The organism is Streptomyces sp. NPDC006265, assembly GCF_040613555.1.
In the GTDB taxonomy this organism is placed as follows: Bacteria; Actinomycetota; Actinomycetes; order Streptomycetales; family Streptomycetaceae; genus Streptomyces.
Genome location: NZ_JBEXSH010000009.1, coordinates 1 through 24877, shown reverse-complemented (window position 1 = coordinate 24877; position 24877 = coordinate 1). Strand labels below are relative to the sequence as shown.

The window sequence follows — 24877 nt, the reverse complement described above, 5'->3', positions numbered from 1 at the left end:
ATGATGATCCTCATGACGGACGAAGAAGCCCCTGCACTGCCCCTGACGGCGGGTGTCGTGCGCCGTCGGCTGACCGTCGCGGTGTGGTGGTCGGCGCTTGCCTGGCCGGCGCTCGCTCTCGCCCTGACACCGTTCCTTCTGTGGTGGCTCGACATGGGCATTGGCGAACTGACCACGGCGGAGGGCGCAGCCGGGGTAATGCCGGCTGCCGTCGCCGTGGCCTACTTCGCCTGGCAGGCGGCGCAGTCCGTCCGCGCGGAGCAGAGGACGATCGCCGACAAGGCCCGTGATCTCGACTTCGCCGCCGCCCTGCCGGACAACCACTCCCAGCTGTCCCGCGCAGCACACGACTTTGGCACAGCCCTCCTGTCGGCCTACAGCCCCTTCAACACTCGTCTCCTGTCCCGGCAAGCGGCGGTGACGGCTGCCCGGCAAATCTCCCGTGAAGCGGAGGCCGAGGGCCTGAAGCCCGAAACGGTGCAGTTCGTTCGAGGACTTGCCCGAATGACGCCGTAGCCGACCGGCAGACCGGTCGCCGCGGCTCGCCATGAGACGCAGAGGTGCGCTGCCGCGGTGAAAGGGGAGCGGAACCGAGCCCTGCCGGGACGGCCACGTTCGCCGACTACGGTGATCACCATGACACTGGGGGACATGCTGCAACGCCACGCCGGGCAGGCCGTGGTGGCAACGGCGATCATCAGCGAGGCCGTCATGACGCAGTTGCGCGGGCCGGCGGCCGGGATCGCCGTAGGCGTCGCGGCGGCGGCAGGCGGACTGTGGGTGGCGCAGGGCCGCGCCCGTCAGAAGTCGGCGATCGCCTTGGGGACGTCGGCGCAGGCGCTGACGTGGCAGCCCCACGCAGGCCGTAAGCCTCGTTCCTCCGACAGCGACCTCTACCGCCACTTCGCGGCCAGGATGCGGCAGACCACCGAGCACGTACGTCGCACCACCGCCGAGCGCGGGCTGGAGAAGGTCACCCTGGCCACCTCCGACGAGACCGAGAGCTGGGCCGACGCCCGTTCCACCGGCCATGGCCGCCGGGGACACGTCTGGCTCGGTATGCGGTGGCTTCACCCTCGTCACACCGCCCACCTTCCGGCGGTCCTGGAGCACGAGCTCGCCCATCTCCAGCGCCGTGACACCGGCAAGCGCATCGCCGCCGAGTCCATCCTCGTGGCGACAGTCGCCCTGGCCGCCGGCCTCCTACCTTTGCCCGGCTTCGTCGTGACCGCAGCAGCCGCCTGGATGTTGAACGCCCTGTTCTTCTGGTGGGGCGAACTCGCCTGCGATTTCGCGGCCGTCCGTACCTGCGGCCGGACCGCGGTGGCCGACATGTGGCGCGAGGACCTCGAGCGAGAGCGCGGCCGCGCCCTCCTGCAGCGGATCTGGGTGACGGCCCGAAGCGTGCGCACCCATCCACCCAAGCGCCTGCGGATTCTGTGGGCCGAACACGTTCCGCTGAGTGACGGACTCGGCCAGGAGCCGCACCCGCTGCACCCGGCGGCGGCAAGCTGACCCGGCATCCTCGTCTTCACCGCGACCCGCTTCGCACCCAGACTGGGTCCGCCCTGGCCCGACCCGCGATCCGATTCTCCGATATGTGCGATAAGGCACCGGTTGGCGCGGTACCTTGAGCAGCAGTCCCCCTGGACGCCGCGTCCCCCCGTGCGCTGTGTCCGGGGGCACACTTCGCCGGTCCGCCCGATCATCGGCCGACACCCCTCCCGCAACGACATCACGGGCCCTGGACCGCGCGCCTCGTCATGACGACTCCCCACCCTCCCCGGGACGACCAACGGCGGGTGGGACTCCACGTCATGGTCCGGCCACTACCCTGGTGGCCAGCGGAATCGAGGGAGCTACATGAAGCGCACGCGAGCTGTCGAACTGGTCGAAGCGATGCTCCACCGGCTCGACGGCCCCCAGGAATGGCCCCTCAACCTGGTCCGGCAGGTGTGGCTGTTCGGCAGCTTCGCACGCGGTGCCATCGAGCCCCACGACGTCGACGTCGCTGTCCGGATCGAGCGCGACGAAAGGATGAACCAGGCCGTCGTCCAGGCCATCTTCTCCGGCGGCAACCCCTACGCGCCGCTACGCCGCGCGCTCGCCGGGTCATCGCGCGGGCTGCAGTTCCAGTTCGAAGACGCGGCACGCGAGCAACTGGAGGCCGAAGGCACCTTCATGCTCCCGCTGTGGCAACGCGGCGACACGCTCGCCGAAGCGCTCGGCGTGCTCCACGCGATCGCCGAGGACCCCCAAGCCGGCCGAGCCGAGCGCCACGACATGATCGACGCCTTCGAAGGCCTCGACCGGCACATCCCCCGCCCGGTCCGGGCCGACCTGATCGGGTGGCAGCAGCAGGAGGCCATCACCATCTCCCGCATCACGCTCTCCGACGCGCCGGACGACACTGCCCTGTTGGCGACCCCGGACATGCGCTGGGCCTTCAGCCGGTGGAACGAGGACAGCCCGCTGCGCCGCGCGGCCCTGGCGGGCCTGGCCCTCATGAAGGAACTCGCGGTCGAGTTCGACGACGTCGAGCTGGCCGGTCAGCGGCTGCCCACATCGCGGCGCCTGGCGGGACACCGCAGTGAGCCCCGCTGGTGGATCAACTGGAAGTGGCAGAACTACCAGAGCATTCCGTACTGCGTCACCCGCGCCGACGGCTGGCTGGAGGTAGTACAGCCCACGCGGACGCGCCCGCTGAACGCGTTGGTGATCAAACCCGGGCCCAAGGCAGCAGTCTTCCGACACTGACCCCCCGAGGGGCAGCCCGCGACGCGAAGCACGCCCTCCCCTCGCGATCACGCACCTCGCCTCCAGGACGCTGCGACCAGCGATGGCGTCGAAGCCAACCGGCGAGAGCCCGGCCCGGCCGTGCCTCAGCCCCGGGCCTGACGTACTCGTTCACAGGATCGCTCACGTGTGTCGAAACGATGTTCCGTTTGTCGGCGGGTGGGCTACTGTCCAGAGACGCAAGATCGTAAGGGGGGCACATGACCATCACCGACACTCGACCGGGCCGGCCTCCGGGCATCCGCCAGGGCCCCGATGGGCTCACCGACAGGCAGCGGACCATCGTCGACTGCATTGCCCGTTCTGTCGCTGACCGCGGGTACCCGCCCTCGATGCGCGAAATCGGTCAGGCCGTCGGCCTGAAGAGCACCTCCAGCGTCGCGCACCAGCTCCTCGCCCTCGAACGTAAGGGAGCACTGCGTCGAGACCCGCACCGTCCTCGCGCCTACTGCCTGCCCATCAAGGCATCGGACGGGGAGTACGAGTGGCCGGAGGGCGAGTACGCGGCGGCGGAGGTCCCTCTGGTCGGGCGGATCGCGGCCGGTCCGCCGATGCTCGCCGAGGAGATGGTCGAGGACACCTACGTCATGCCGCGCCAGCTGGTCGGCGACGGTGAGCTCTTCGCTCTGAAGGTGTCCGGGGAAAGCATGATCGAGGCCGCCATCTGTGACGGCGACGTGGTCACCGTACGGCGTCAGCAAGTCGCCGAGCCGGGCGACATCGTCGCCGCCATGCTCGACGGCGAGGCGACCGTGAAGAGGTTCCAGCGCGACGCGGCCGGCCACGCCTGGCTCGTCGCACACAACCCCAGGTTCCAGCCGCTTGCGGCCGATGATGCGGTCATCCTGGGCAGGGTCGTCGCCGTGATGCGCACCGTCTGACGAGCCTCGCAGTGGAACACGGACAGTCGTCTCCCGCCCCGGCCGTGCGCGGGCTCACGGCCGGGAGCGGCGCTGCATACGGTATGACCATGACTTTGCCGCTGGAAGACGACCCAAGGCCGCCCTACCTTCAGGCGGCCGAGGTGTTGCGCGCCAAGGTCTACAGCGGGGAGTACGCGGCCGGGAGCCAGCTGCCGTCGGCACGTGTGCTCCAAGAAGACTTCGGGGTATCCAGCTCAACCGTGCAGAACGCGTTGAGAGTGCTGAAGCGGGAGGGGCTGGTCTACTCCGTGCTCGGCCGGGGCAGCTACGTCAGCGGCACACACCCCGGCCTTCCGCCGGCGGCCGGGACGGCGCCTTCCCGTTTTCCCGACGCCGCGGTCACCGCCGAGCACGACCCCAGGCCCCCATATGTCCGTACGGCCGACCTGCTCAGGGAGGAGATACGGTCCGGGAACCTTCCGGGCGGCCGGCTTCCCTCCGCGCGGGAACTCCAAGACCGCTTCGGCATCGCCAACTCGACCGCACAGAACGCGGTGCGCGTGCTCAAACGCGAGGGCCTGGTCTACGCGGTCAAGGGCAGGGGTGTGTTCGTCCGCAGCACCGCGCAACAGGGCGAGTCCCTGCTCGGCGAGAAGGCGTTGTCAGCACAGCCGGATTCTCGGGAGCGGGCGCGAACCGATCAAGAACTCGCCGCAGACCTGGCCGCCGCCGAGCAGCGCCTTGCCCGTGCCGCCGACGCCTACCAAGCGGCCGGTGCTCAGCTCGACGTCCTCATCCGCGAGGCCCGGCGCCGCGGCATGCCCGTACCGACTGCAGCGCGCGAAAGGGACGGGGCCTCGGCCTGATTCGAGACCAGCCGATTCTCCGTTTCCGCCCCGAGAAGAAGTCCGTCGGTGAACGATGGGGACCGTGACGCACGGGGACGTAGAGACCAGGCCGCCGCTCGACCGCACCAACGCCTTCACGGCCTTGGAGGTTGCACTCCAGTGGTGGGGAGCCGATGTGCCGGAGGACCCAGGAGCGGGTGAGCTGGCGCATCTGCTGGACGAGATCGTGGACCGTCTGCGCGAGGACCGAAAAAGCGAGCGGTCACGAGCGGCTGCCGAACTCCTGGTCCAGGCGACGGAGGCACTGCGGGCAGTGGCGCGGCTCGGCAGCCTCCTGCCGGCGATCTCGTTGTGGCACCTGAGGACGGCGCTGCGGCAAGAAACCACGGCCCGCAGTCAATTCGCCGCGGAGAGCCATCTCCAGCCGGTCGCGCCCCTGTAGCCCGCGACCCGACGAACTGCGTGGCGGCGTGTCGCCCCTCTGAACCGCACCCGAGGGATACAGTGGCGCCCTGCGGCATCGGTTGCTGCCCCTCACGCGAACCTCGGCCCACTGGTTCAAGGCGGAGGCGAAGAAGCTCGGCTTCGGCCCGAACCATCTCACCGACCGCACCACCAGCACGCCAGTGCCTGTTCCTCACCTCCGCGGGCCGACGGAGCGGAGTGAAAGGTACCTGCACTCATGCCGGCCAATCAGATCAGCAGCCGCGCCCGGACCTACGCCCTCTACACCGGCGCCCCCCACCAGGCCGCGTATGCAGCTGTCGCTGCCGTGCAGCCTGGCGCACCCCTCATCCCGGGACCGGCCCAGTACGACCAGCTCATCCTCGAATCAGAGGTGTTCTACTGGATCCTCAATGCCCAGAGGCACTTCTTCGAGTACCCCTTCGGGATCCGGTACGTACAGCCCACCTCACACGGCATCCAGCTCCACCTGGAGAGCAACGCCAGCCTCGACAGCCTGCTGAGCGGGCTGCTGCCCTGCCGCTCACCGATGCGCCACGGACGAGACGAGATCTACGGCCTCAACGGCGTCCGGATCTGCGCACGCACCGATCGCGGCATCGAGCTCCGCCGACTCGGACAGCCGACCAGCATCCGGCTCACCGGCCCCTCGCGTCGCGCCTTCCAGAAGGCCGAGACCGCCCTCGCCCAGACGATCCAGAGCAACGGCGGAGAAGCCTGCTGGCAGGCCGGTGACGCTTGGACCCCCTACGAGAAGCAGTGGGACACCGAACACCAGCCGATCTCCTACGAGTCCACCTGGCGCGACGCCGCCTGGCTCCCCAGCGGACTGCTCCGCCGCCTCGGACTTCTCCACACCGTCGCCGTCCCCCAGGTCGTCACCGGACACGAAGCGCGCCTGGGAGAATGGTGGATCCTCCAGCTCGAGCACGACTCCGACACCTCCCTGCGCCGCGCCGAACTGGTGCAGGCCCTGACCGATCCGCACAACGGCTTGCCGCTGGAACTCTGCGGCCACCGCGACCTGACCCCCGGAGGGAGCCTCGGCCTGGTTCTGCTGAAATCGCCGGATCGCACCGCCGCTCTCCAACTGCGCTACGACCGGATCGACTACCCGATCGCGAAGGACCGCACCGAGATGTTCGCGGCGATCCGGCAACGCACCAGTGCCCTCACGGGTGAGGCATCGCTGCCCGCCACGCCCGGTGGCTCGGCCACCGGCTGAGCCGGATCACGCGATACCGGCCCGCCGTCAAGTCCCCGTCACCCGAAAGGATGCCGTCCCGCGACGACGTCCCAGGCCCCGCGCGCTTGCCGTACGGTTTTCGCACTGCGTCTGCCAGGGAAACGAGGGCGGGCCGGATCGGGGAGAGGACGGCATCGGGGTGGGCGGGGACGAACCGGAGACCTGGAGCAAGGGAGCGGCCTGCCGGACCGCAGATCCGGACGAGCTGTTCGTCGAGGGCGCGGCCCAGAACAAGGCCAAGGCCATCTGTACCGGCTGTCCGGTGCGCACCGAGTGCCTGGCGCACGCTCTCGACCGCCGCATCGAGCACGGAATCTGGGGTGGGATGACCGAGCGCGAACGGCGGGCCCTTCTGCGACGGCGTCCTCTGGTCACGTCCTGGCGCCACCTGCTCGAGGCCGCCCGATCGGAGCACGACCGACTCGCGCGCCCCGACGAAGCACGGCCCTGGGAAGCCACCGGGTGACGCCCCCAGCCACGGCCGAGGCCGTGCCCGCCTGCCCGCCTCCCCGGTGGCGGGCACGGTTGTGAAGTGGCTGGCCCCTCCTTCGGACGGCTGCCCGTGGAAGACGGCGAGGGCGTTGTCAGTGCCGGCTGACACGCTGGCCGCCAGACCTTCACAGCTTTGCCACGGGTCAGGAGTAAGACCATGAGCAACGCGCCGGAGTGCGCCGTCGAGATACCCGCGCCGGACGAGGGAGCGGTCAAACCCTGGCGCAAGCTGCTGACAGGCCTGGACGAGACCCAGCCGGGCGCGATGAGCTGCCAAGGAGACTGGCTGGAGGCCGGCGCCACGTACCAGATGCCGGTGGGGACGCTGGTCGTCCTGTGCGACCCGCTGCCCGGCGGCGCCAGGAAGCGGGTCAGGATCTGGCGGGTCAAGAAGGACGGCACAATCAAGGAAGAGCGGGACTCCACGCTCGGCTCGGCGAACGCCTTCGGCACCTCGATGCGAGGCACGCTGCGGCGCTTGATCACCCAACACCCGCACCGAGAAGGGGCGGTACGCCAGATCACCGCAGCCGCGCCGCGCGTCAACGAGCGCGAGGGCAACTGCTCGCAGTGTCATCAACCGCTCCCCGCCCGCGCCGGCATCCTGGAACGCAACCACCGCGGCTACATGGACCCGCGCCACCGCCCCGGTCAGTGCCCGCCACTACCCCCGCGCACCAACGACTACGCCCAGGCCTGCGGACTGTGCGGCGGCTGGCTCGAAGCCGGTCAGGGCGTGCTGTACACGGCCGTGCCTGCCCTCGGCATGTACAGCAAGCCCCTTTTCAAGGCCCGCCACCCACAGGACTGCCCTCCGCCCGAGGAACGCATCGCACCCCCACCGCCGGCCCCGCGCGCGAACGCACGCGAACAGGACTGCCGGCTCTGCGGGAACCTGGTCCCCGCAGGCGCTGGACTCCTGGAACGCTACGGCCCGGTCTGGGAGGTCCGGCACCCCGAGGGCACCTGCCCGCCCAAGGAGGAGTTGTGGGAGATCACCCGCGGCGAACCCGGCCGCTTCCACCCCCGCCCCGAGCGCTGGGCCGCACCCGGCACCGTGCTGCGCAGCACCCTCTACGACCACGACCGGCCGTTCCCCAAGGACGCGCCGGGCTTCCGGCGGCTGCGCACGGGAGAGGTGAGCGCCGTCGTCGCGACCGTGCGCGAGCGGGCTCCGGAGTACTGCCGCGACGAGGACGGGAACAACCCCAGCTGCCTCATCGGAGAGGACGGCTGGTTCTTCCGGGTCCTCGTGCGGCCGGCCACCGTCGAGGAGGCCGCGGACATCCTGGCCGAGGAGGACACCGCGCACCGTCGCGCCGCACTGGCCGAGCGCCGCCGCCAGTTGTTCGAGCACCCCGACGACGGCGAGATCCCCGACGACGGCGAGATCCCCGACACGGTCGACCTGACCGACACCGTCCAGATCGACTTCGGCGCCCGGCGTTCCCTGCACCAGCACTGGCCCGACGACGAGCTCTACATCGACGAGGACGCCGGGGCCGCCTGGTTCCTCCGCTACAACGGCGCCGACGGCGACAACTGGTCCGCGAGCAACTTCGGCAGCTTCATCGCCCGGCGGATGCCGCTCACCGAGCAACGCGCCCAGCTGATCGCCGACCTGCGAGCCGAATACCTGCCCTCCAGCTGACAGCCACGATCTGGCAGGAAGTCACCACCGGTGTCAGTGGTGTACGGCACAGTGGCGGGGCGGAGCTCTTTTCGGCCCGCCCCGCCACGAGCACGAGGGCAGTGATGGATCGCGATACCTACGCCAAGAATTTCGCCAAGCGCCGAGACGGCGAATGGGACGAGATTTTCCGATGGGTGCCCAGAATGTACCGGGCCGCCGCCTCCCGGCTGGAGAAGCTGGAGAGGCAGGCCGAGCGGCAGTTCCCCGGCGTCTTCGATCGCCTGGACCAGGCACGCGAAGCCGTCGGTGACACCATCCCGACCTGGTGCTGGCTGCCTGTCACCCACGTTCAGCAGGTACTTGCCGACCACTACCCCCACCGCACCACGCGAGCTCCCGGCGCGTCCGGTACAGGGCTCGCCGTCATGGCCGCCAGCGACGCAGCCCAACTGCAGGTGATCGGAGCATGGCGAGCCGCCGGACGGCACATGGTCAACATCCACGACCGATCGATCGCCGACCTGGAGAAGGCGGGCGACCGCATGCCCACAGATCTCCCCCAGCGCTGGCCCCTTCCCAGCCTCTACGTCGTCTCCGAGGCACCCAACGGCGCCTTGGGCGCCTTCCTCCACCTGGAGTGGAACGAACGGGAGCAGCGCGCCGAACTGCGCATCGCCCCGGATATCACCCCCACCGCGGCACTCGACCGTATCCCCGTCCAGCCCTTGCACCTGGAGGGCGGCACCGTGACCGAGGCCGCCCGCCGCACCGTGCTGTCCATCCAGGCCGGCATCGACACCGCCCTCGGCACGGAGACGCTCCCCGACATCTCGCCGGGCAGCGCCGTCGACGAGACAGCCCGGACGATCGCCAAGAAGAACGCCTTCTGGGTGGCGGCGGCCGACTGGCTGGCCTCCGATCGCCCCACGACGCTCGACGCGGCGTTCTTGGCCGGGGCCAAGCCCGTGGCCGACTGGCCACCGGCCACGTCCCAGGACACTGGCCGCGCCCCTGTGCTGTGGCTTGCCGGTCCAGCCAGCTGACGGGACGACGGAAAACCCACCAAGCCCTCACCAGACCAGGCCCGGCCGTTTCCTCCCTGGGTACAACACTGCTGCACGAAGCGCGGCCCTACAGGAGGTCCACCTCGGCATCGACGTAGCCGAACGCGTTGGCCATGTGTGCCAGCGCCTCCCGCAGCAGGCGCTGGCGCTCTGCGCGGACCATGGCGGGCGCCGCGGTGATGGTGACGGCCATCTGCGACCTGGGCCCGCTGTCGTTGGTGCCCAGCGGCGCCAGGTCGAGGAACGTGTCCAGGACCGGCAGGACGCCGTTGTCGGCCGGCTGCTCGCACGACATCCGCAACTCGGCGGTGGGCGGGGCGGCCCACGACAGTCCGGCCGGGTCGCCGACGACGTCGGGCAGCAGCTCGGAGGCCGTCTCCCATGCGGCGAGCAGCACGGCCTGGACCTCGTCGAGACCCAACTGCGTGTCCCAGTCCGGACCGAGGGCCGCTGCCCACGCCTCCGGATTTTCGATCAGAACGTCGGCGCAGGCGACCACGGTGGACTCCATCGCGGTAGGCAGGGCGAGCAGGACGGAGGCCTTCACGGCCGGGGCGCCGTCCGGCCCGGCGATCGTGCACGTGTAGCCGGCGGAGCGCCCCGAGTTCCCGAAGGGCCCTCGCTCCCAGCGAGCGGCAGGGAGCTCCACGCCCCTGCGCCGGGACAGCATCGTCACCGCACCGGCCACCGCGCTGTACGGAAGCTGCTGTTCGAGCAGCGCGCGCCGGGCTCTGCTGACCTCCAGCGTGCTCGTCCCGGCCCAGGGCAGGTTCACCAGGGCCCGAAGGCGCAGCGCCGGCGTCTGGCCGGCGGCCCCGATCGAGGCAGAGCGACCCTGGTTCAGGCTGAAGCGGGGGTGCGGGTGCCATCGCCACACGCCACGCCCCGAGCACGTCAAGCGGCCCGGGCCCCACGATCCGCCATCGAGGTCCACGCTGCGGGCATCGGCCGGGATCACCCACGAGGCGTCCGTGCCCGCGGGAGGGTGGGGGAAGCCGACGGCCGCGAGCGGGTCCTGCCCGTCCGGCGCGCGCCGGCCTGTTTCGACGATCTCCTGCCAGACCGGCTCGGCGACGGCAACCGGCGGGCGCCCGGCCACCAGGCACAGCACCCAGCCCGGCTCGCCGTCGACCTCGTGCCGCAGATCCTGCAGCGCGGCCGCGCCCTGCACCCATGCCTCCCCGGCCGGCTCCCCCAGCCCTGCGTCGGCCAGCTGCTCGTAGGCCGCCCTCATCTCCCGCTCACGATCGGGCAGACCTTGGCCGACGCGCGGCCCGCTGCCGGGCCCGGTTTCGGAGACGGCCTGTCGTACGAGCTCGGCGAGAGCCTGGGCGGTGGGCATGCCGGAGGCTCGGACACCGGCGGAGAGCAGCTGCTGGATCTCGGCCCGGGACAGCCAGTGTGTGCTGTCGCCGTCCCGCATCGGCACGGCGACCGTGTCAGGGCGCGGCGCGCCGAGTTTGCCCACGGGAGCCGGCACGACGAAGAGGGTGCCGGCGCTCTGCGCGGGGATGTCGATGTAGAGCACCCGTTCGTCATCCGCGCCGGACCATCCGATGCGCACTCCTCGGGGGGCCGGGGTGATTCTCTGACGGATCAGCTTGCGGATCTGGTCCACGTTCACCGTGGCCGGGTCGGTCGCGACGATGTGGTCCAGGACCTCTTCATCATGTTCCGGACGGGTGGCGATGCCGATGACGATGACCCCGCCGCCCCCGTTGGCGAACGCGGAGACGTCCTTGGTGAGCTCCTCGGCCGCTTTGGGGTCGGCCAACTGGTACGGGTGGCTCTTCGCGTCGATCCACTGGGTCTCGCGCAGTCCGAGCAGGCCGTCGGGCTGGTGGGCATCTAGCGCGTCCAGCACGCTCTTCAGGTCGCTCAGCACTCCGGCAGTATCCGCCGGCGCACCGGCCCTCTGCGGCTGGGTTTCACATTTTCACCAGCACCGACGCGCGAGGCAGCCGGAAATGGTGCGAGAGAAGACCAGGGTCGGTCATCTCCACCGGGGTCTTGGTACACCGGATGGGCGGCTGAGGCCGGCGGATGGCTTCGGGGTGGGTGGCCGGGCATGGGAGCTTCGGACGGACTCGCGGTGGCTGTGCCGGCTCTCACGCCCCTCGGGAGCGACCGGTCGTACGGCTGGGCACGCGCCTGTCAGCGAGCGCGCGCCTCCGTGTAGCCGGTGATCCGTCCGGCGTCGTGCTGCATCAGCGTGGACAGATCGTGGCCGGCCCACAGGGCGAAGCTCAGCGCGAGCTCGCGGACGTCTTCGAGTTCGGCGTCCGGCCGGAGGTAGGCGAGGAAGGGGACGGCGAGTCGTGCCGCACGCTCCTGGGGCCGGTCCTCGGACTGGGCAGCGGCGACGACGGTCAGAAGTTCCACGCAGGTGGGGCCGGCAGGGTGCGGGTGGCGCTGGCTCAGGCTGACCTCATCACCGAACTGGCCGAGCCAGGAGTCGAACCGGCCGTGATTCTGGCCGAGGATCTGAGTCCGGTATCCCGCCCACTCGGTAGCCAACCACTCGATCAGCATCAGGCCGTGCGGGCGGAGGGTGCCGAGCCTCTGCCACGTCTCCAGCGCGGCCGTCAGGACGCGGTACATCTCCATGTCGGCCGGGGGCAGGCCCTCGCCGCCCGCGGCGTGATGAGCGGCTTCTCCCTGAGCGGTCATCCTGAGCAGAGCGAAGGCGACGTCACGGGGTTCGGATCGGGTAGTGGTCTCTGACATCAGCAACTCCTATACGGGCTGGGTGATCGGGGCAGCAGACGCGATGCGCCGCGCTCGGGCCGGGAAGGTGTCTAGGACTTCGCCCTGAAGGTGAGAACGACGCCCTCGGGCCTTCGTGCCGGGGCGCCCCGGCAGGACTTCTGATGGCCCGCGTGCCACGGACCCGCCTCCTCCGGCAGGAGATCCAGCTCGGAAACACAGCAGACCCGGCACATGGCAGTGTGGGTATCAGCGTCGTACGCATACAGAGGGCGGGCGCCTGACGGATACGGATGCACAAGCCCCCCTGACAACCGTCCTCATGGGCATACTGGCGCATCGACGGCTTGTCCCGGCGGTACTTGCTCCTCTTCGGGCTGCCGCGCGGTCAGCGTGCTCGGCGGCCGTCCGCGCAGTGACAGCAGCAGTTCGCGGGCCGCGATCGCGTCGCCGAGGGCGCGGTGCCGGCCGCCGAGCTTAAGCCGGGTGGTGGTGCTCAGCCACATGGAGCGGCGCTTCATCAGGCACTGCCAGGCCTGCGCCGACCGCAAGCGGCCCGGGTCGCAACCGAGGGCCCGCGCGTGGCCGAGGGTCATCCGCTTGTCGAAGTCGCTGTTGTAGGCGAGCAGGACTCGTTCGCCGACTGCCGCCAGCACCTCGGGGAGGACGACACTCCACGGACGGGCGCCGGCCACCATCGTGTCGGTGATGCCGTGCACCCGGGTGGCCCCGGCCGGAATGGTGATGCCCGGGCCGGGGTGGACGAGGGTGTCGATGAGGACGGAGCCGTCGTGCGCGTCGACGGCGGCCACCTCGATCACGCGGTCCGCGGGAGTGAGCCCGGTGGTCTCCACGTCCACGACGCAGGCGACACCCGGCTGGAGCATGTCGTGGGCCCAGTGCATGGTCTGGCCCACCGGGCCGAGCAGCACCACCCGTTGAGCATCGACAGCCCGCGCGAGCCGCAACGGCAACAGCGCCATGACCTCGCCGCGGCTGGGCCCGCCGTCGTGCGCCGGCGCCCAGTCGAGCGTCCACCGATCCGCCGCCGCGCTGTACCTCGCCCAGGCATCCACCCCGTCAGCTCGCAGAGCCGCGGTGACGCCGTCCACCAGCCGTGCCCGCTCGGAAGCAGGCCCGGCGAGCTCCCGCCAAGGGGAGGGACGGCGGCCTTCAGCGCTGCGCGCCGCCGCCCAGTCCAGCGGTTGGGCGGCGACGGCGTCGAGAGCCGAGACGGCGAAGCGGACCGTTCCGGCGACGCTGCGACCGCTGGGAGCGAGAAGCCCGGCTTCGAGGAGGTAGCCGAGCTCGCGCCGGTGCAGCCCCAGGTAACGGGCGGCCTGCTCAGGTCCGATGACCCCACCGTCCGCCGCGAGCGTCCGCGAAGGCACGGAGACGAAAGCGGCGGCCCGGATGTCCGTCTGCTGTAGTTGCATCACCGAGTCCCTTGAGTCCCTCGAGTCCCTAAGCCTGCGAGTCGTCGTCTCGGCCGGTCACGTCGGCGAGGTGGAGAACGCCCCTGGCGCCGAAGACGGTGTGGAACAGCACCTGGCCGCCGGTCTGGCTCGTTCCGGAAGCTGCATCACTGAACCAGCGGCTGGAACGCAGCGCCTGGGCCACGCACTCAGCCACCGCATCGCCGACGGGCGCGACCGACGTGTCGGGCGCCACCAGCTCGGGCAGGTCCTCCAGGTCCATGCCGTAGCGCTCAAGGTGCTGGATGAGCAGGTGAGCCAGGGCCCGCGACGGGTCGCTGGTGTGGCGCTGCCCGTCTTCGGGGTCCATCAGCCCCGGAAACACCACGGCGCGGGTGAAGAAGTCGCACAGAACCCCGAACACCAGCGGGTCTGGGCTGTGGCCGTGGTCATCGCGGGCCTTGAGGGCCCACTGCAGGATGACGTCCACGTGCGCGTGCCGGGCCCGTTCCGCAGAGTCCGGCGCGCTGGCGACACTGGACCTGGGGGCGGCGGCATCAGCGATGCCGACGACTTCCGCGGGCAACTGCGTCTCGGCAGGATGAACACCGTCCACCTCATCCTGCCACTGGCGGAACTCTGCGGCTTCCTCCTCGTCACGCTGATAGGCCGCGTCGTACTTGTCGTCGCCCAGGACCGCAGCCGACTTTGCCCACTGGGTGAGCAGCGCAGCGTGCTCCCACCGGTCCTCGGATCCGGGAAGCTGATTGCGGCGCCCGTCCATGAGGGCCGGCAGCAGCGCGGTGATCGCCTCCGGTGCCGCCAGCACCGGCACCGGCAACGCGACGGGCCTGTCGCCGCCTCGCTCCTGGTACGCCCAGCCCGTGGACGAGTTCCACACCAGCTCCAGCCCGTCCGGCCACTCCTCGCCGGTCAGCTCCGCAGCGCCGCCGATCCACGCCCACCGGGCTTCCGCCGTACCCCTGGCCTCTGCTCGGCGCACCGCGAATTCGGCATCTGCGTAACCGGCGCGTGCGAGAGCGCCCTCCATGACGCGCGGGTACTTCTTCCAGCCCTTGAACTGGTCCACGGTGTGCCCTCTTCTACTGCTCCGAACGGCCTTGTCTGTCCCGGTCAGCCTGGCAGCCGCCACTGACACCACCCCCGCCAGCGATCGAACCTGAACCGAAAATGCGACCGACTGTGCGAATCCTGCATCCCCCGACACCCGCCAGGCCCGGCCGCCGAGCCGGCGGACGTAAGCCCCGCCACCCGCCGGTGGAGACTCTGAACGAAGCCAGCCCGGGCGCCGCCGTACGCTGCCAACGTGGCACCCATGAAATCCGTCAGCATCGCCCTGAACCGTGTCTGGCCCACCCAGCTGCGCACCGACCGTCTCCTTCTCCGACCGGTCACCCGGGAAGACGGCCCCCTGGTGGACGAGCTGCTGACCGACGACCGGGTCCGCGCCCACCTCGGCGGTCCGGCCACGCAGGATCGCGTCGTCGCCCGGCAGGCCGCCTACCCGATGACGGCCGGCGCCTTCACCGTCGTCCGCGTCGCCGACCAGCGGCAGATCGGACTGGTGACCATCGGCGCCGACCACAGGTGCGAGGGCCGCGCCGAAATCTCCTACCAACTGCTCCCCGCCGCCTGGGGCGAAGGCCTGGGCCGGGAAGCCGTCGCCGCGGCCGTCAGCTGGTGGACGGATGCCGTCCCCGGCGGTGGTCCGCTGGTCGCGGTCACTCAGAAGGCCAACCGCTCCTCGTGCCGCATGCTGGAAGCGATCGGCATGACGGTCGTCGACGAGCTCGACGAGCACGGTCGCCAGTGCGTCTACACCCCCGCGGGCGGCCAGGACGACAGCGATCTGCGCTGGTTGCGCCTGCTCGCCGAGCGCCGGGACGCCGTCGAGCGGCACCGAGGCGCGCAGGCGCGCAGGCGCGCGCGACCGCGGCCGGCCAGGACCTTCCCGACGACCTTTCGGCGCTCACTCCCGAGGAACTGGCCCGGCTGTGCCCTGCCCGCCACGGCGCCTACGGCCGGATCTGCGCCCGCGTGGCCGATCACACGCCGGACCTTCACGTGGGCCGGGCACAGGACGGCGCGTGGATCGCCTGGCTGACCGACGGCTGACGCCTGACCGCCCACCCGGCGCGGCCAGGGGGCTCCGTCGGCGCTCAGAACTCGTCGGCGCGCATGGGGACGAGTTCGGCGACCTCGAACTGGGTCGTCTGCGGGTGCAGTTCGAGGAAGCGGGCGATGACCTGGGCGTGCGCCTGGCCGGTGAACAGGTCCAGCGCCACGCGGTCGAGGGGACCGTCGTCCAGCTGCAGGTACGTCATGGCCAGATGGGCGCCGTGGTGCAGGGCGTCCTTCTCGGTGGGGTAGGTCCAGGTGCTCAGTCCGCGTCCCGGCTCGCTGCGGTGCAGCAGAACCCACGGGCCGCCGGCCGCCCCCGTGGGCGCGCCGGCCAAGACCCGGCACATGCGGCACCACGTCGCGTTCGCGGCGAGGCGCTCCGCCTGACCGGCACCCCACACCGGCTCCGGCACGACGACGCGCGCGACATCCGGCCGTTCGGGCAGGGGCTGCGGCTCCCGGGTGAGCAGTTCGGGGACCCGGTAAGCGGTGCGGGCGCGGCCCTTCCTGCCGGCCGGGGGCTGCCACAGCGCTCGCGGCCACGGCTCGTCGAGCGACACCGAAGGTCCGCGGCTGAGGGGATGGCCGAGGTCGACCAAGCCCTCGCCGGACGGTGTCGGCTCCTCCCCTGGAGGCAGCGGCAGCAGCCACCCGGCCGTGCCCTTCACCCAGGCCTGCCCGCAGCCGCACCAGTGCACGGCGGCATCCTGCTCGGCGGGGCTGTCGTACCAACTCGGCTCCTCCCGGCCCAGGCCGAGGCGCGCCATGGCGGTCGGCTTCTCGCACGGGCAGGACGCGAACCGGTACAGCTGCACATCGGGCTGCTCGTCGCGCGAAGCGTGCAGCCACGCCGGATGGACACCCAGCGCCCCCGCCAGCGCCTCCCGCTCACGATCCCCAGGCCGGGAGCGGCCCGCCGCCCAGTGCCCGATCTGGTGCGCGCCGACACCGACGTCGCCGCCCAGGCCGACCGAGGTCTTCGCGGCCGCCTCCTGCAACAGCCGCAGACGCCGTACGAAGGGGGACAGCTCCAGCAGAACCCACACCGGGTGCTCCCCACGGGGCTCGACGTACTCCAGATCGTCCTCCCACACCTCGTGAAGCTCGTTGTAGGACAAGGCGTGCTCGGCCAGCGTCTCGGTCACCCACCGGCGCACCGCGGCGTCGTCCGCCCACTGCTCATCGGTAGCCTTCTGAGCCGCCGCGTCCGCGTTCTCCGCCAGCACCAGCTCCTCGTGCATCGGGAAAAGGCACTCCTCGACGGCCAGCAACGCCCGGGAGGCGACGATACGGCGGGCCGGTTCCGGAACCGCTCCGCTCAGCACACCCGACAGCACGTCGACGGCCCGCACCACCAACCGGTCCTGCTGCTTCCCCCACCTGCTCACCCTGCCCCCATCCTGCGGCCGCCGCGGCCCCGCACGTGTCACATCATCCCGGCCATGACACGGAGGCGGGCGACAACGCCCGAAGTTCACCCCCACCAGAACAGTCCCGGCCCGAGCCCCGGACAGCCAGCAGCGCCCGGCATCAGACCCAGCACGACCGCCCGCTACACGGCCGCATACGCTGGGCCGATGCCCGTCGTACCCCCGCTCTTCAGCGATGCCGAGACCGACCACCCCGCCATCGCCCAGTGGTGCTCCACCATCCTGGCCGGCGACACCGCCCGCCTGCTCCTCCTGGGTCCGCACTGGTCGGGCAAGTCCTACGCCGCCTACGCCGGGCTGCGCCGTCTCCTTGCCGCCGGCTATCGCGAGGAGAAGATCACCGTCCACCAGGCCCACGAGCTCGGGCGCAGTTACGAGCCCGGCATGATCGAGAACACCACCGCGGTCACGGTCATCGACGACCTGACCCTCTCCGTCGACCTGGTGCGCGAGGCCAAGGTTCCGCTGAAGCCGGATTCGGCCGATGTCCAGGCCATGATGGCCCTGGAGGCGGGAGCGCTCGCGGATGCCGTCGCCCGCCTGAGCCTGCTGCCGCGCCGTTCCTGGCTCCTGATCGTCTCGAACCTTGACTGCCTCGTCGAGACGGTCGGCCAAGAGACCGCCGACCGCCTCGTCGCCGTCGCAGAGCAGGCCGAACTCACCGCCCGCCCCCGGCCGACCTTGCGCTGGTAGCAGCACGCCCGTCGCACATGACCGAGCTGGACTACGCTGCGCGCTGTCGGCAGGGCGCAGGAAGGGGCGGGTTGTGGCCAAGCGGACGAACGGTTCCGAGAAGAACCGCAAGGAGCCGATGTCCGGCGTCGCGCGCCGGCTGTGGGCGTTCTCCGGCAACGAGTGCGCCTGGGGCGACCCGCACTGCTCAACGCGGCTGGTCACGGAGGAGGGCGCCTGGGTCGGCAAGATCGCCCACATCATCGGTGCCGAGCCCGGCAGCGCCCGGCACGAGGAATGGGACGGCCAGGACGTCGAACAGCTGCGGGACTTCGGCAACCTGATGCTGCTGTGCGGGGTGCACCACGACCTGATCGACAGCAGCGTCACCCGGCACGACTACACGGTCGAATACCTGCGGGCAGTCAAACAGAAGCACGAGGCCAGGTACCGGTACACGGTCGAGGCCATCGAGGCCGAATTCCGCGACACGGTCAATGGCTCCCTGGTGCGGCCCGCCGCCACCATGCGCCGCTTCTTCGCCTGGGAGGACGCCAACCAGGATCCGGAGGACGAACAGGAGACCCTCGAACTGGTCAACCGCTTCGCGCGGCGTCTCGGCGGCCTCACGAGGATGGCCCGACAGGTCCTCGCTCTCGTGGTGCACGAGGAGAGCACGGACTTCGAACTGGTGCTGAGGCGCTTCTCGGCGGACCGCACGACGCTGCTCAGCGTCGTACGCGAGCTGCAGAAGGCGGAGATGGTCTACCTCCACGACGAGGAGTTCGACGAGGACCGCGGGAAACTTTCCCTGCTCAGCGGCGCTCTGGAGGGCCTTCACGAGATGTGGGACGAGCTCCGGGGCTTCTGCCACGACGAGAAGGTCGACCTGAAGGAGATCCTGGTGAACCTCGACTTCTCCCGCCTGGACTGAGCCGCCGACGACCGCGCGACCTGCGCCCGGGGGTGGCGGCCCCGGCCGTACTGCGTCCCGTCACGGGGACCGGGGCCTGTCCCGCACACTCCATTCCGGCACGGGCCACGGCGAGCCTAACGGTGCCCCGAGAGCGCCTGCACGGATTCCCGCAGACCCGACTTCCCGGCCGGAAGGACAAGGGAGCGAGGACGAGCACGGTGCGGAGACTGCCACAAGGCGCTCACGCGGCCGGCTTCCGCACAGGACAGGTGCCGCGAGCGGCGTCACCGACTGCACCGTCCTCCCCGTCCTGGACGCGCGCCGTGTCGACCTCAGCGGGCCCTGCGGGGACACCGTAGAAGCCACCGAAGGCCTCGACCCCGCGCTTCCCCTCCAACTGGGCAAGCAGCGCCGCGGCCGCCACACCGCGAGCAAGCTCACTCGCCGTCCGGACCACACGGTCCTGTGCGCGCCCCGACCGAGGCCGACCATCGCTGAACTGCAACACGTCACCGTTCTCGCCCAGGCTGCCGCCAGCGCGCTCGGCCTCACCACGCAGCCAGTTTTCGGCCTGCTCACGAGAGTGGCCCCATTGCCGGAGCTTGTACGCGATGTCAGCGCCGCACAGAGGAACGGCGAAATCCAGGAAGAGTCGCAGCTCAGCAACAGCATTCAATGGTTCAGGCTGGCGCATAGAAGTACCTCCTAGAACGTATGGAGTCGAAAGTAGGTAGGGCTAACCTCGATCTTTCTTGAGGGTCCGCCGACGGAGTCGGTGGACCCTTTCGCTTCCGGAGCTGATGGTGGGCAGGCCGGTGGCCCGGCTGTCGCGTCGGGTGGACGCCGGGTTCCACTGCCCGGGGCGGGTGATGCTGTCGCAGGGACGGTGGGTTGCTGGTCAGCCGGGGTTGGGCAGGAGCGCGAGCCGTTCTAGGGCAGCGGTGATCTCGCCGGTCCAGGGCCAGTGCCGGGCGAGGCGGAGAATCCTGCGCCGACCGGTGGTGACGAGCTGGCCGGCTGCGGAGAACAGGCGGAACCGCAAGCGACGCGGTTCCCAGAGCCTCCCCCGGCCGGTCAGCGCGAGCATGGGCATCCAGGCCAGCAGGTCGAGCGCGATCTGGACGATCTCCATCCAGACCCGGTTCTGGGCGGTGTCGTGCAGGGGCAGGTTTCGCAGGCCGGTGGCCCGGGCAGCACGGATCCGGTCCTCGGCCCGTGCCCGGAGCCGGTGACGCAGCTCGAGCTCGGCGATCGGCCGGCCGGTGGTGTTGGTCGCGAAGCACGTGATCCGCATGCCGTCCGCGTCCGTGATCCTCAACTGGGCGCCGGGATGGGGCCGTTCCTTGCGGACGATCAGTCGTATGCCCTTGGGCCAGCCGTCCAGGAGCTTGCCGGTGAGCTCGGCGACCCAGGCCCCGTCCCGGGCCTCACCGTCGGCCTCGACGGCCGGGGTCCAGGCCGAGGCGGGGACCTTCAGCACGTGTTCGTGGATCGCTTCGGTGACCGTCATGCCGACCGAGTAGGACAGCCATCGGCCCCGCTTCGCGAGCCAGGACACGAAGTCGTGGGTGCCGCCGGCGGAGTCCGTGCGGATCAGCGTCTGCCGCCCTCGCCGGTAGCGCTTGGGCAGTTGGGCCAGGGCCAGTCGGGCGGTGGCGATGTGGTCGGCGGCGGTGTTGGAGCCCGCGTTTCCCGGTCGCAGGAGGGCAGCGACGGGCTCACCGGTTCCGCCCGGGCCGTGGTCGACGAAGGCCGTCAGCGGGTGATGACCGTAGGTCTTCTTCCAGGTCGCCGCTGCGTCCTCCTTGTCGGAGTGGGCGATCACGAGGACGCCGTCGAGGTCGACCGTGACCTGACCGTCGGTGTCCGGGGCGTCCTTGCCGGCCAACGACCAGGCACGATGGCGGCCTTCGGAGCGTGCGGACCGGACGGCCTGCAGAGCTTTCTCGCCGGATGCCGCGAGGGTGTCGATTAGACGGGAGATGGTCGGGTCGGAGGCGACCGGGCCGAAGACGGCCGGCTCACACCGCAGCATGGCGACGTCCGCGAGGCAGTCCCCGCCCAGTGCGACCGCCAGGGCCACGTCCAGGAGGATCTTGCCGGGATCGTGGACGGCCCGCGGCTTCCGCCATGGGGACAGAGCTGCGGATATCGCCTGGTCAAGGCCCGTCTTGCGGACCGTCTCCAGCAGCAGGACCGCACCGGCCTGCGAGACCGCCTGCCGACCGTCTCCCTGGACACGGACACGTGGGTACGACGAGATAGGCTCTCTCACCTGGAAAGTGCTCTTTTCCTTGCAGCCAACAGGACCCTCAGCAAGTCCTATCGTTGCAGGTCAAGGGCACTTTCCGTGTTTCTGATCAACTCTTGGACAGCCCACCTCGTGAAAGCCCGAGGCTAAAGAAGTGGCTGGGTGCGCGGGGAAAGCGAGCAAGAGGCGTCGGTCGGAAAGATGCCGTCACGATCGGGCCACACGGCCTGCCAGTACGGCACGGCGATCTCCCTGCCGTACACCGCCCGCAGCATCGCGAACGGCTCCAAGGACTCCACAGGGCGCATGAGCAGCTGGAATCCGTTCGCGAGCAGCCCGTCCAGCACCTCACCGGCAACCGGACCAGACGATCCGGCGAACCGCTCGACGACGCTATGGAGCACGCCCTGCATCGCCCTGACGTCCAGCCCGGCCATCACGAACTCATGCCCCAGAGACTCGTGCAGACCGACGGTGTAGCAATAGGCAGCAGAACCCTCATCTGCCATAACCGCCTGGACGGCGAATCCGTGCTCCGCGATCACAGATCGCAGCCGAGCAACGTACTCCGTCATGAAATCGGGCGGACACACAGGGCAATCCGCTGCCCCGCAAGAATCGTGAGGGCGGCCCTCCGGCAAAACATTGGCCGCGACGTCGGGCGTGAAATCCAGATCGCGAGCGACCAGCTGAGAAGGATCGCCGTCCGGACGGCACGATTCCAGAGCCGGAAGATCGATAAGGCCCCACCGGCCCTGCGACAGGTCACCGCCCAGGCACGACCACCCGTAGGCCTGGCCGCTCGCGTCGTCGACCTCAACGACGTACCACTGGCCCCAGGCGGAGAAGTACCGCAGCCGGACCACCCTGTGCTCATGCGGCTCCAGGACCGTGGCCCACAGACCCGGGATCTCGGCCAGCACCGCCGGAGCCGGGTAGAAGTCGCCGGCGCGCTCCTCGCGCCACAGCTCGGGCGGCCGCGTCCTGACCGGGCCACCCCCCTGCGCGGAGCGCTCGGGTTCGAGCTGGGCGCGGAAGAGCACCTGATCGACGTCCGGGTGGTAGATCGACAGCTCGTCACCGTCCCAGCGCACGGTGTACGCCCCCAGGTCGTCGGGCAAGGCGCGCAGTTCGGGCACGGTCTCCATCGCCCTGAGGAAGAGGGCGACGAACACTTCCTCACGTCCCCCCGAATCGGCAGAGACGGTGGTTCGCTCCCAGGGTTGCCCGAGGAAGCGCATGCGGATGTCCGCCATGATCAGTACTCCAGTGAATCGAGATGTAGGGGAGGCCGACGAGGGCCAGGCCGATGAGTGCGTCGTCGATTCCTCGGGCGATCGCTGAGCGGCGGCGCTTCGCATCCGCATGCATCACCGGCCATCCGGCCTCGACGGGGATACAGGGGGAAGGTCCCGGCTCAGGAGCCGGACGACTGCTGCGCTCGGTACTCGCCCACCACGGCGAGTACCGCGATGCCGAGAAGGCCGGCTCCCTCGCCTGCCATCCAGTCGCCGAGCGGCGCTTCCGGGTTGTTGCTCAGCCTCTGGATGAGGTCATGCACGCTGACATGCGGAACACCCTCGGCGTCACAACCAGCCTCGAAATGACCGAACTTCGGCACGTACGCGTGGTAGTGCCCGTCGGCGTTCCAGTGAGGGTCCTGCCACAGCTCGAACACCGCGTTCGGGGCGTCCTCCTCCAACCGCGTGGCGACCTCCTCGCAGAGCCCCAGCACGGCTTCCCGGGCGCGGTAGACCTGCCCCAGCGTGAGGACCTCGGTAGGGCCACGCTCATACTCACCGCAGAGTCCGTGCTCCCGCATGAGGTCGAGCAGCGGAACGAGTTCGGCGGCGGGAGCCGAATGGATACGGAGCTGAAGATCAGCAGACACGTTTCTTCCTAGGTTCGAGCGCCACGGCGGGCGCGCATGCAGAGGGGGAGGGCAGGGCCGCGCATTTTCGGGAGGGCAGAGGTGAAGCAGAGCGCGTTCGGCTGCTCAACCGGCGCACTGGCACCTGCGGGGAACGGGTACGGCGGCATGAGGCGTGTGGGCGGCTCTCCGGCGCGACGGCAGAAGACCTGGTCGACGGTGACCGTCAGAGCCGCGATGTCTCACGCTGCCAGTCACGCGTCTCAGCGCGGCGAACCAGACGGCGGAACCAGGGTCCTTTTTCGCCTTCGTCGCTGTACCGGCCCGGCAGGATCTTGCTCCCCACGGAGCCGGTCCGAGCGTTCTTGACCTTGCGACGCCTCGCGGGACGCTTCTTTGCCCCGGTTCCCGGGACGGGGGTACTCATGTTGAGATCAACTCCGCATTCGCCCCGATGCTTTACGCCTCTTCGTCGTTCTCGGCGCAGTCGGGGCAGTCGTCGGGACAGCGGGTCAGGGTGCCGTAGGTGTGAACCGCACAGCGTGCACAGGGGTCGACGGAGGCGACATATTCGCCGTCCTCGGTACGGGTTTCTCCGGCCCAGTCGTCAGCCGGGATTCCAGTTGGTTCGTTGCAGTGGCCGCAGTTGACCTCGCCGGGGCGGTAGATGGCCATCAGAGTTCACGCACGGACAGACCACCGTGCAGCCTCCACAGGAGCTCCGACATGTCGACGCCGATTTCGTGCTCGGCGTCGTTACTGTCGCCTTCGACGGCCTCGTTCCAACGTTCGAGAAGTTCTTCCACCTCGGCCCGTTCGGAGGGGCTGAGTTTGGTGTTCAAGACGCGGTCCTCTTGCTTAGCGCCCCGACGAGCGGGGGCGGCTGATGGGGCTCGGGCATCGCCCGAGAGGGATAGAAGATCAGCCACGTGAGGCTGCTCAGCTCACGCTTCACTCCTCACCGACCACCACCCACACGCCCGACATCCGGCACTTCTGGCCGCGCACGGAGTGGCCCTCCAGCTGGCCGCTGATCAGGTCGACAACCGCTCCGCACCCGGCGGACGGACAGCGGACGGCCATGACCCGGCCCTCGTCGTCGAGGAGAGGCATCTCGTGCGCGAGAGCCATCGCGGTCTGCTCGCCCTTCAGGCGTACGGCGAAGGTCACCTCGCCGCCGGCCTGTACGTCATCGAGGCACAGCTGGCACAGGGGCTGCTTGCGGGCTCTGGCTGCGGCCGCTGGGGAAGGGGTCGCACGGTGGCCGTCGGGAGACACACCGGGCGGCAAGCCCGTCTCGGGGTCAATCAGGATGCTCGGAGCGGTGTGGCGTTCCAGCTCGTGAAACATGGTCGGGCGGCCGCAGCAGGGGCATTTCATCAAATAGAACAAGGCGAGCTCTCAGGATCGTCGGAGCGGTGTGGATGGGCGCGGACTGCCTTTGGGAAAGGGGCTGTCCTGCTGTGGCTCGGGGCTTACAGGGAGATGCAGCCGGTGACCCGGGGCGGGTCGACTTCCTCGACGAGACCGCGGGCGGCGGCCTGTTGGTCGGATGGCTTATCGGCCGGTTCTGCGGTTCCCCGGCCTCACGAGAACAACAATACACACTGAAAACAGAATAAGCAACAATGCGAGTTCCGGCTCCCGTGCAAGGCGCGGAGCGATCCGGCCCCAAGCCTGTACGGCAAGCGGGGACCGTCCGCCTCGGGGCCCGGTGCCGCCGGACAGGTACCGGAGGGCGCGAGCGGTCCGTCCGCGCCACCGCCCTACACCGCGCCGTGCGCGTGCCCGTATCCGAGCGGTGTGCGGGCCTGCGTCCCCGCACGTCCGCCTGCCCACCCTCGTCCCCGGCGCGACAGGGCAGAGAGGGGCGCGCGAAGCCAGCAGGTGTGCGCCCTGCCCGAGGCTCGGCCGGGCCCGTACCGTCGCAAGGCCGGGCGAGAACCCGGGACAGCGGTCAGTAAGGACGGTGGCGTGGTGGAGCGCAGGATGGTACTGAGCGCCGGGCTCTGCGCGGCGGCGCTGTGGGCGGGTGGCACGACCCAGGCGCTGGCCGGCGGACGCGGCC

At 70.2% G+C, this 24877-nt stretch carries 25 protein-coding genes; 13 read left to right on the top strand and 12 right to left on the bottom strand.

Annotation, left to right across the window (positions count from 1 at the left end):
• The 10 genes from ABZ281_RS02025 (at position 1) to ABZ281_RS01980 (ending at position 9386) form a co-directional block, all read left to right on the top strand.
• Positions 1–516, top strand: a complete 516-nt coding sequence (locus ABZ281_RS02025; RefSeq protein WP_356651130.1) for a hypothetical protein — start codon at positions 1–3, stop codon at positions 514–516.
• Between the two features lie 120 nt (positions 517–636).
• The gene (locus ABZ281_RS02020) at positions 637–1515 is read left to right on the top strand and encodes a M48 family metalloprotease (protein WP_356651128.1); all 879 of its coding nucleotides are present in this window, start codon (positions 637–639) and stop codon (positions 1513–1515) included.
• Between the two features lie 348 nt (positions 1516–1863).
• Entirely contained in the window at positions 1864–2757 is an 894-nt protein-coding gene (locus tag ABZ281_RS02015; protein ID WP_356651126.1) for a nucleotidyltransferase domain-containing protein, read from the top strand.
• Between the two features lie 239 nt (positions 2758–2996).
• The gene (gene lexA / locus ABZ281_RS02010; protein WP_356651124.1) at positions 2997–3677 is read left to right on the top strand and encodes a transcriptional repressor LexA; all 681 of its coding nucleotides are present in this window, start codon (positions 2997–2999) and stop codon (positions 3675–3677) included.
• A gap of 89 nt (positions 3678–3766) precedes the next feature.
• Positions 3767–4525: a winged helix-turn-helix domain-containing protein gene (locus ABZ281_RS02005; RefSeq protein WP_356651122.1), complete on the top strand. Its 759-nt coding sequence runs from the start codon at positions 3767–3769 to the stop codon at positions 4523–4525.
• Positions 4526–4589: 64 nt separating this feature from the next.
• Positions 4590–4949: a hypothetical protein gene (locus ABZ281_RS02000; protein WP_356651120.1), complete on the top strand. Its 360-nt coding sequence runs from the start codon at positions 4590–4592 to the stop codon at positions 4947–4949.
• Positions 4950–5189: 240 nt separating this feature from the next.
• Positions 5190–6197, top strand: coding sequence for a hypothetical protein (locus ABZ281_RS01995; RefSeq protein ID WP_356651118.1), 1008 nt, complete (start codon positions 5190–5192; stop codon positions 6195–6197).
• A 160-nt stretch (positions 6198–6357) separates the two neighbouring features.
• Positions 6358–6684 carry a WhiB family transcriptional regulator gene (locus tag ABZ281_RS01990; protein WP_356651116.1) on the top strand — a complete coding sequence of 109 codons (327 nt, stop codon included), beginning with the start codon at positions 6358–6360 and terminating at the stop codon, positions 6682–6684.
• Positions 6685–6867: 183 nt separating this feature from the next.
• A complete protein-coding gene (locus ABZ281_RS01985; RefSeq protein WP_356651114.1) occupies positions 6868–8361 on the top strand; it encodes a hypothetical protein in 1494 nt (497 codons plus the stop codon).
• A 104-nt stretch (positions 8362–8465) separates the two neighbouring features.
• The gene (locus ABZ281_RS01980; protein ID WP_356651112.1) at positions 8466–9386 is read left to right on the top strand and encodes a hypothetical protein; all 921 of its coding nucleotides are present in this window, start codon (positions 8466–8468) and stop codon (positions 9384–9386) included.
• Between the two features lie 88 nt (positions 9387–9474).
• Here ABZ281_RS01980 and ABZ281_RS01975 read toward each other — a convergent pair whose 3' ends face one another.
• From ABZ281_RS01975 to ABZ281_RS01960, 4 genes are all read right to left on the bottom strand, one after another.
• On the bottom strand, positions 9475–11292 hold the full coding sequence (locus ABZ281_RS01975; protein WP_356651110.1) for an RNA-binding domain-containing protein: 1818 nt from the start codon (positions 11290–11292) through the stop codon (positions 9475–9477).
• A gap of 269 nt (positions 11293–11561) precedes the next feature.
• Positions 11562–12134 (bottom strand): hypothetical protein, encoded by a 573-nt coding sequence (locus ABZ281_RS01970; RefSeq protein ID WP_356651108.1) that lies wholly within the window; start codon positions 12132–12134, stop codon positions 11562–11564.
• A 299-nt stretch (positions 12135–12433) separates the two neighbouring features.
• Positions 12434–13549 (bottom strand): exonuclease domain-containing protein, encoded by a 1116-nt coding sequence (locus ABZ281_RS01965; RefSeq protein ID WP_356651106.1) that lies wholly within the window; start codon positions 13547–13549, stop codon positions 12434–12436.
• A 28-nt stretch (positions 13550–13577) separates the two neighbouring features.
• A complete protein-coding gene (locus ABZ281_RS01960; protein WP_356651104.1) occupies positions 13578–14618 on the bottom strand; it encodes a hypothetical protein in 1041 nt (346 codons plus the stop codon).
• A 246-nt stretch (positions 14619–14864) separates the two neighbouring features.
• On the opposite strand from ABZ281_RS01960, the gene ABZ281_RS01955 reads away from it, so the two are divergent.
• Positions 14865–15653 (top strand): GNAT family N-acetyltransferase, encoded by a 789-nt coding sequence (locus ABZ281_RS01955; RefSeq protein ID WP_356651102.1) that lies wholly within the window; start codon positions 14865–14867, stop codon positions 15651–15653.
• Between the two features lie 55 nt (positions 15654–15708).
• Here the strand turns inward: ABZ281_RS01955 and ABZ281_RS01950 are convergent, their stop codons facing one another.
• Positions 15709–17058 carry an XRE family transcriptional regulator gene (locus ABZ281_RS01950; protein ID WP_356651100.1) on the bottom strand — a complete coding sequence of 450 codons (1350 nt, stop codon included), beginning with the start codon at positions 17056–17058 and terminating at the stop codon, positions 15709–15711.
• A 189-nt stretch (positions 17059–17247) separates the two neighbouring features.
• Here ABZ281_RS01950 and ABZ281_RS01945 point away from each other — a divergent pair, with 189 nt between their 5' ends.
• Both ABZ281_RS01945 and ABZ281_RS01940 read left to right on the top strand, forming a co-directional pair.
• A complete protein-coding gene (locus tag ABZ281_RS01945) occupies positions 17248–17793 on the top strand; it encodes a hypothetical protein (RefSeq protein WP_356651098.1) in 546 nt (181 codons plus the stop codon).
• Between the two features lie 73 nt (positions 17794–17866).
• Positions 17867–18706 (top strand): hypothetical protein, encoded by an 840-nt coding sequence (locus ABZ281_RS01940; RefSeq protein WP_356651096.1) that lies wholly within the window; start codon positions 17867–17869, stop codon positions 18704–18706.
• Positions 18707–18929: 223 nt separating this feature from the next.
• On the opposite strand, the gene ABZ281_RS01935 is transcribed toward ABZ281_RS01940, so the two are convergent.
• The 7 genes from ABZ281_RS01935 to ABZ281_RS01905 form a co-directional block, all read right to left on the bottom strand.
• The gene (locus tag ABZ281_RS01935) at positions 18930–19382 is read right to left on the bottom strand and encodes a hypothetical protein (protein ID WP_356651094.1); all 453 of its coding nucleotides are present in this window, start codon (positions 19380–19382) and stop codon (positions 18930–18932) included.
• Positions 19383–19586: 204 nt separating this feature from the next.
• A complete protein-coding gene (locus ABZ281_RS01930) occupies positions 19587–20963 on the bottom strand; it encodes an IS1380 family transposase (RefSeq protein ID WP_356651092.1) in 1377 nt (458 codons plus the stop codon).
• Between the two features lie 122 nt (positions 20964–21085).
• A complete protein-coding gene (locus ABZ281_RS01925) occupies positions 21086–22195 on the bottom strand; it encodes a DUF4262 domain-containing protein (RefSeq protein ID WP_356651090.1) in 1110 nt (369 codons plus the stop codon).
• Between the two features lie 161 nt (positions 22196–22356).
• A complete protein-coding gene (locus ABZ281_RS01920; protein ID WP_356651088.1) occupies positions 22357–22830 on the bottom strand; it encodes a hypothetical protein in 474 nt (157 codons plus the stop codon).
• 438 nt (positions 22831–23268) lie between these two features.
• Positions 23269–23484 carry a hypothetical protein gene (locus ABZ281_RS01915; RefSeq protein ID WP_356651086.1) on the bottom strand — a complete coding sequence of 72 codons (216 nt, stop codon included), beginning with the start codon at positions 23482–23484 and terminating at the stop codon, positions 23269–23271.
• The gene (locus tag ABZ281_RS01910) at positions 23484–23651 is read right to left on the bottom strand and encodes a hypothetical protein (protein WP_356651084.1); all 168 of its coding nucleotides are present in this window, start codon (positions 23649–23651) and stop codon (positions 23484–23486) included. Before ABZ281_RS01910 ends, ABZ281_RS01915 begins: the two co-directional genes overlap by 1 nt.
• 109 nt (positions 23652–23760) lie before the next feature.
• Positions 23761–24159, bottom strand: coding sequence for a hypothetical protein (locus ABZ281_RS01905; protein WP_356651082.1), 399 nt, complete (start codon positions 24157–24159; stop codon positions 23761–23763).
• Positions 24160–24877: the final 718 nt, after the last annotated feature.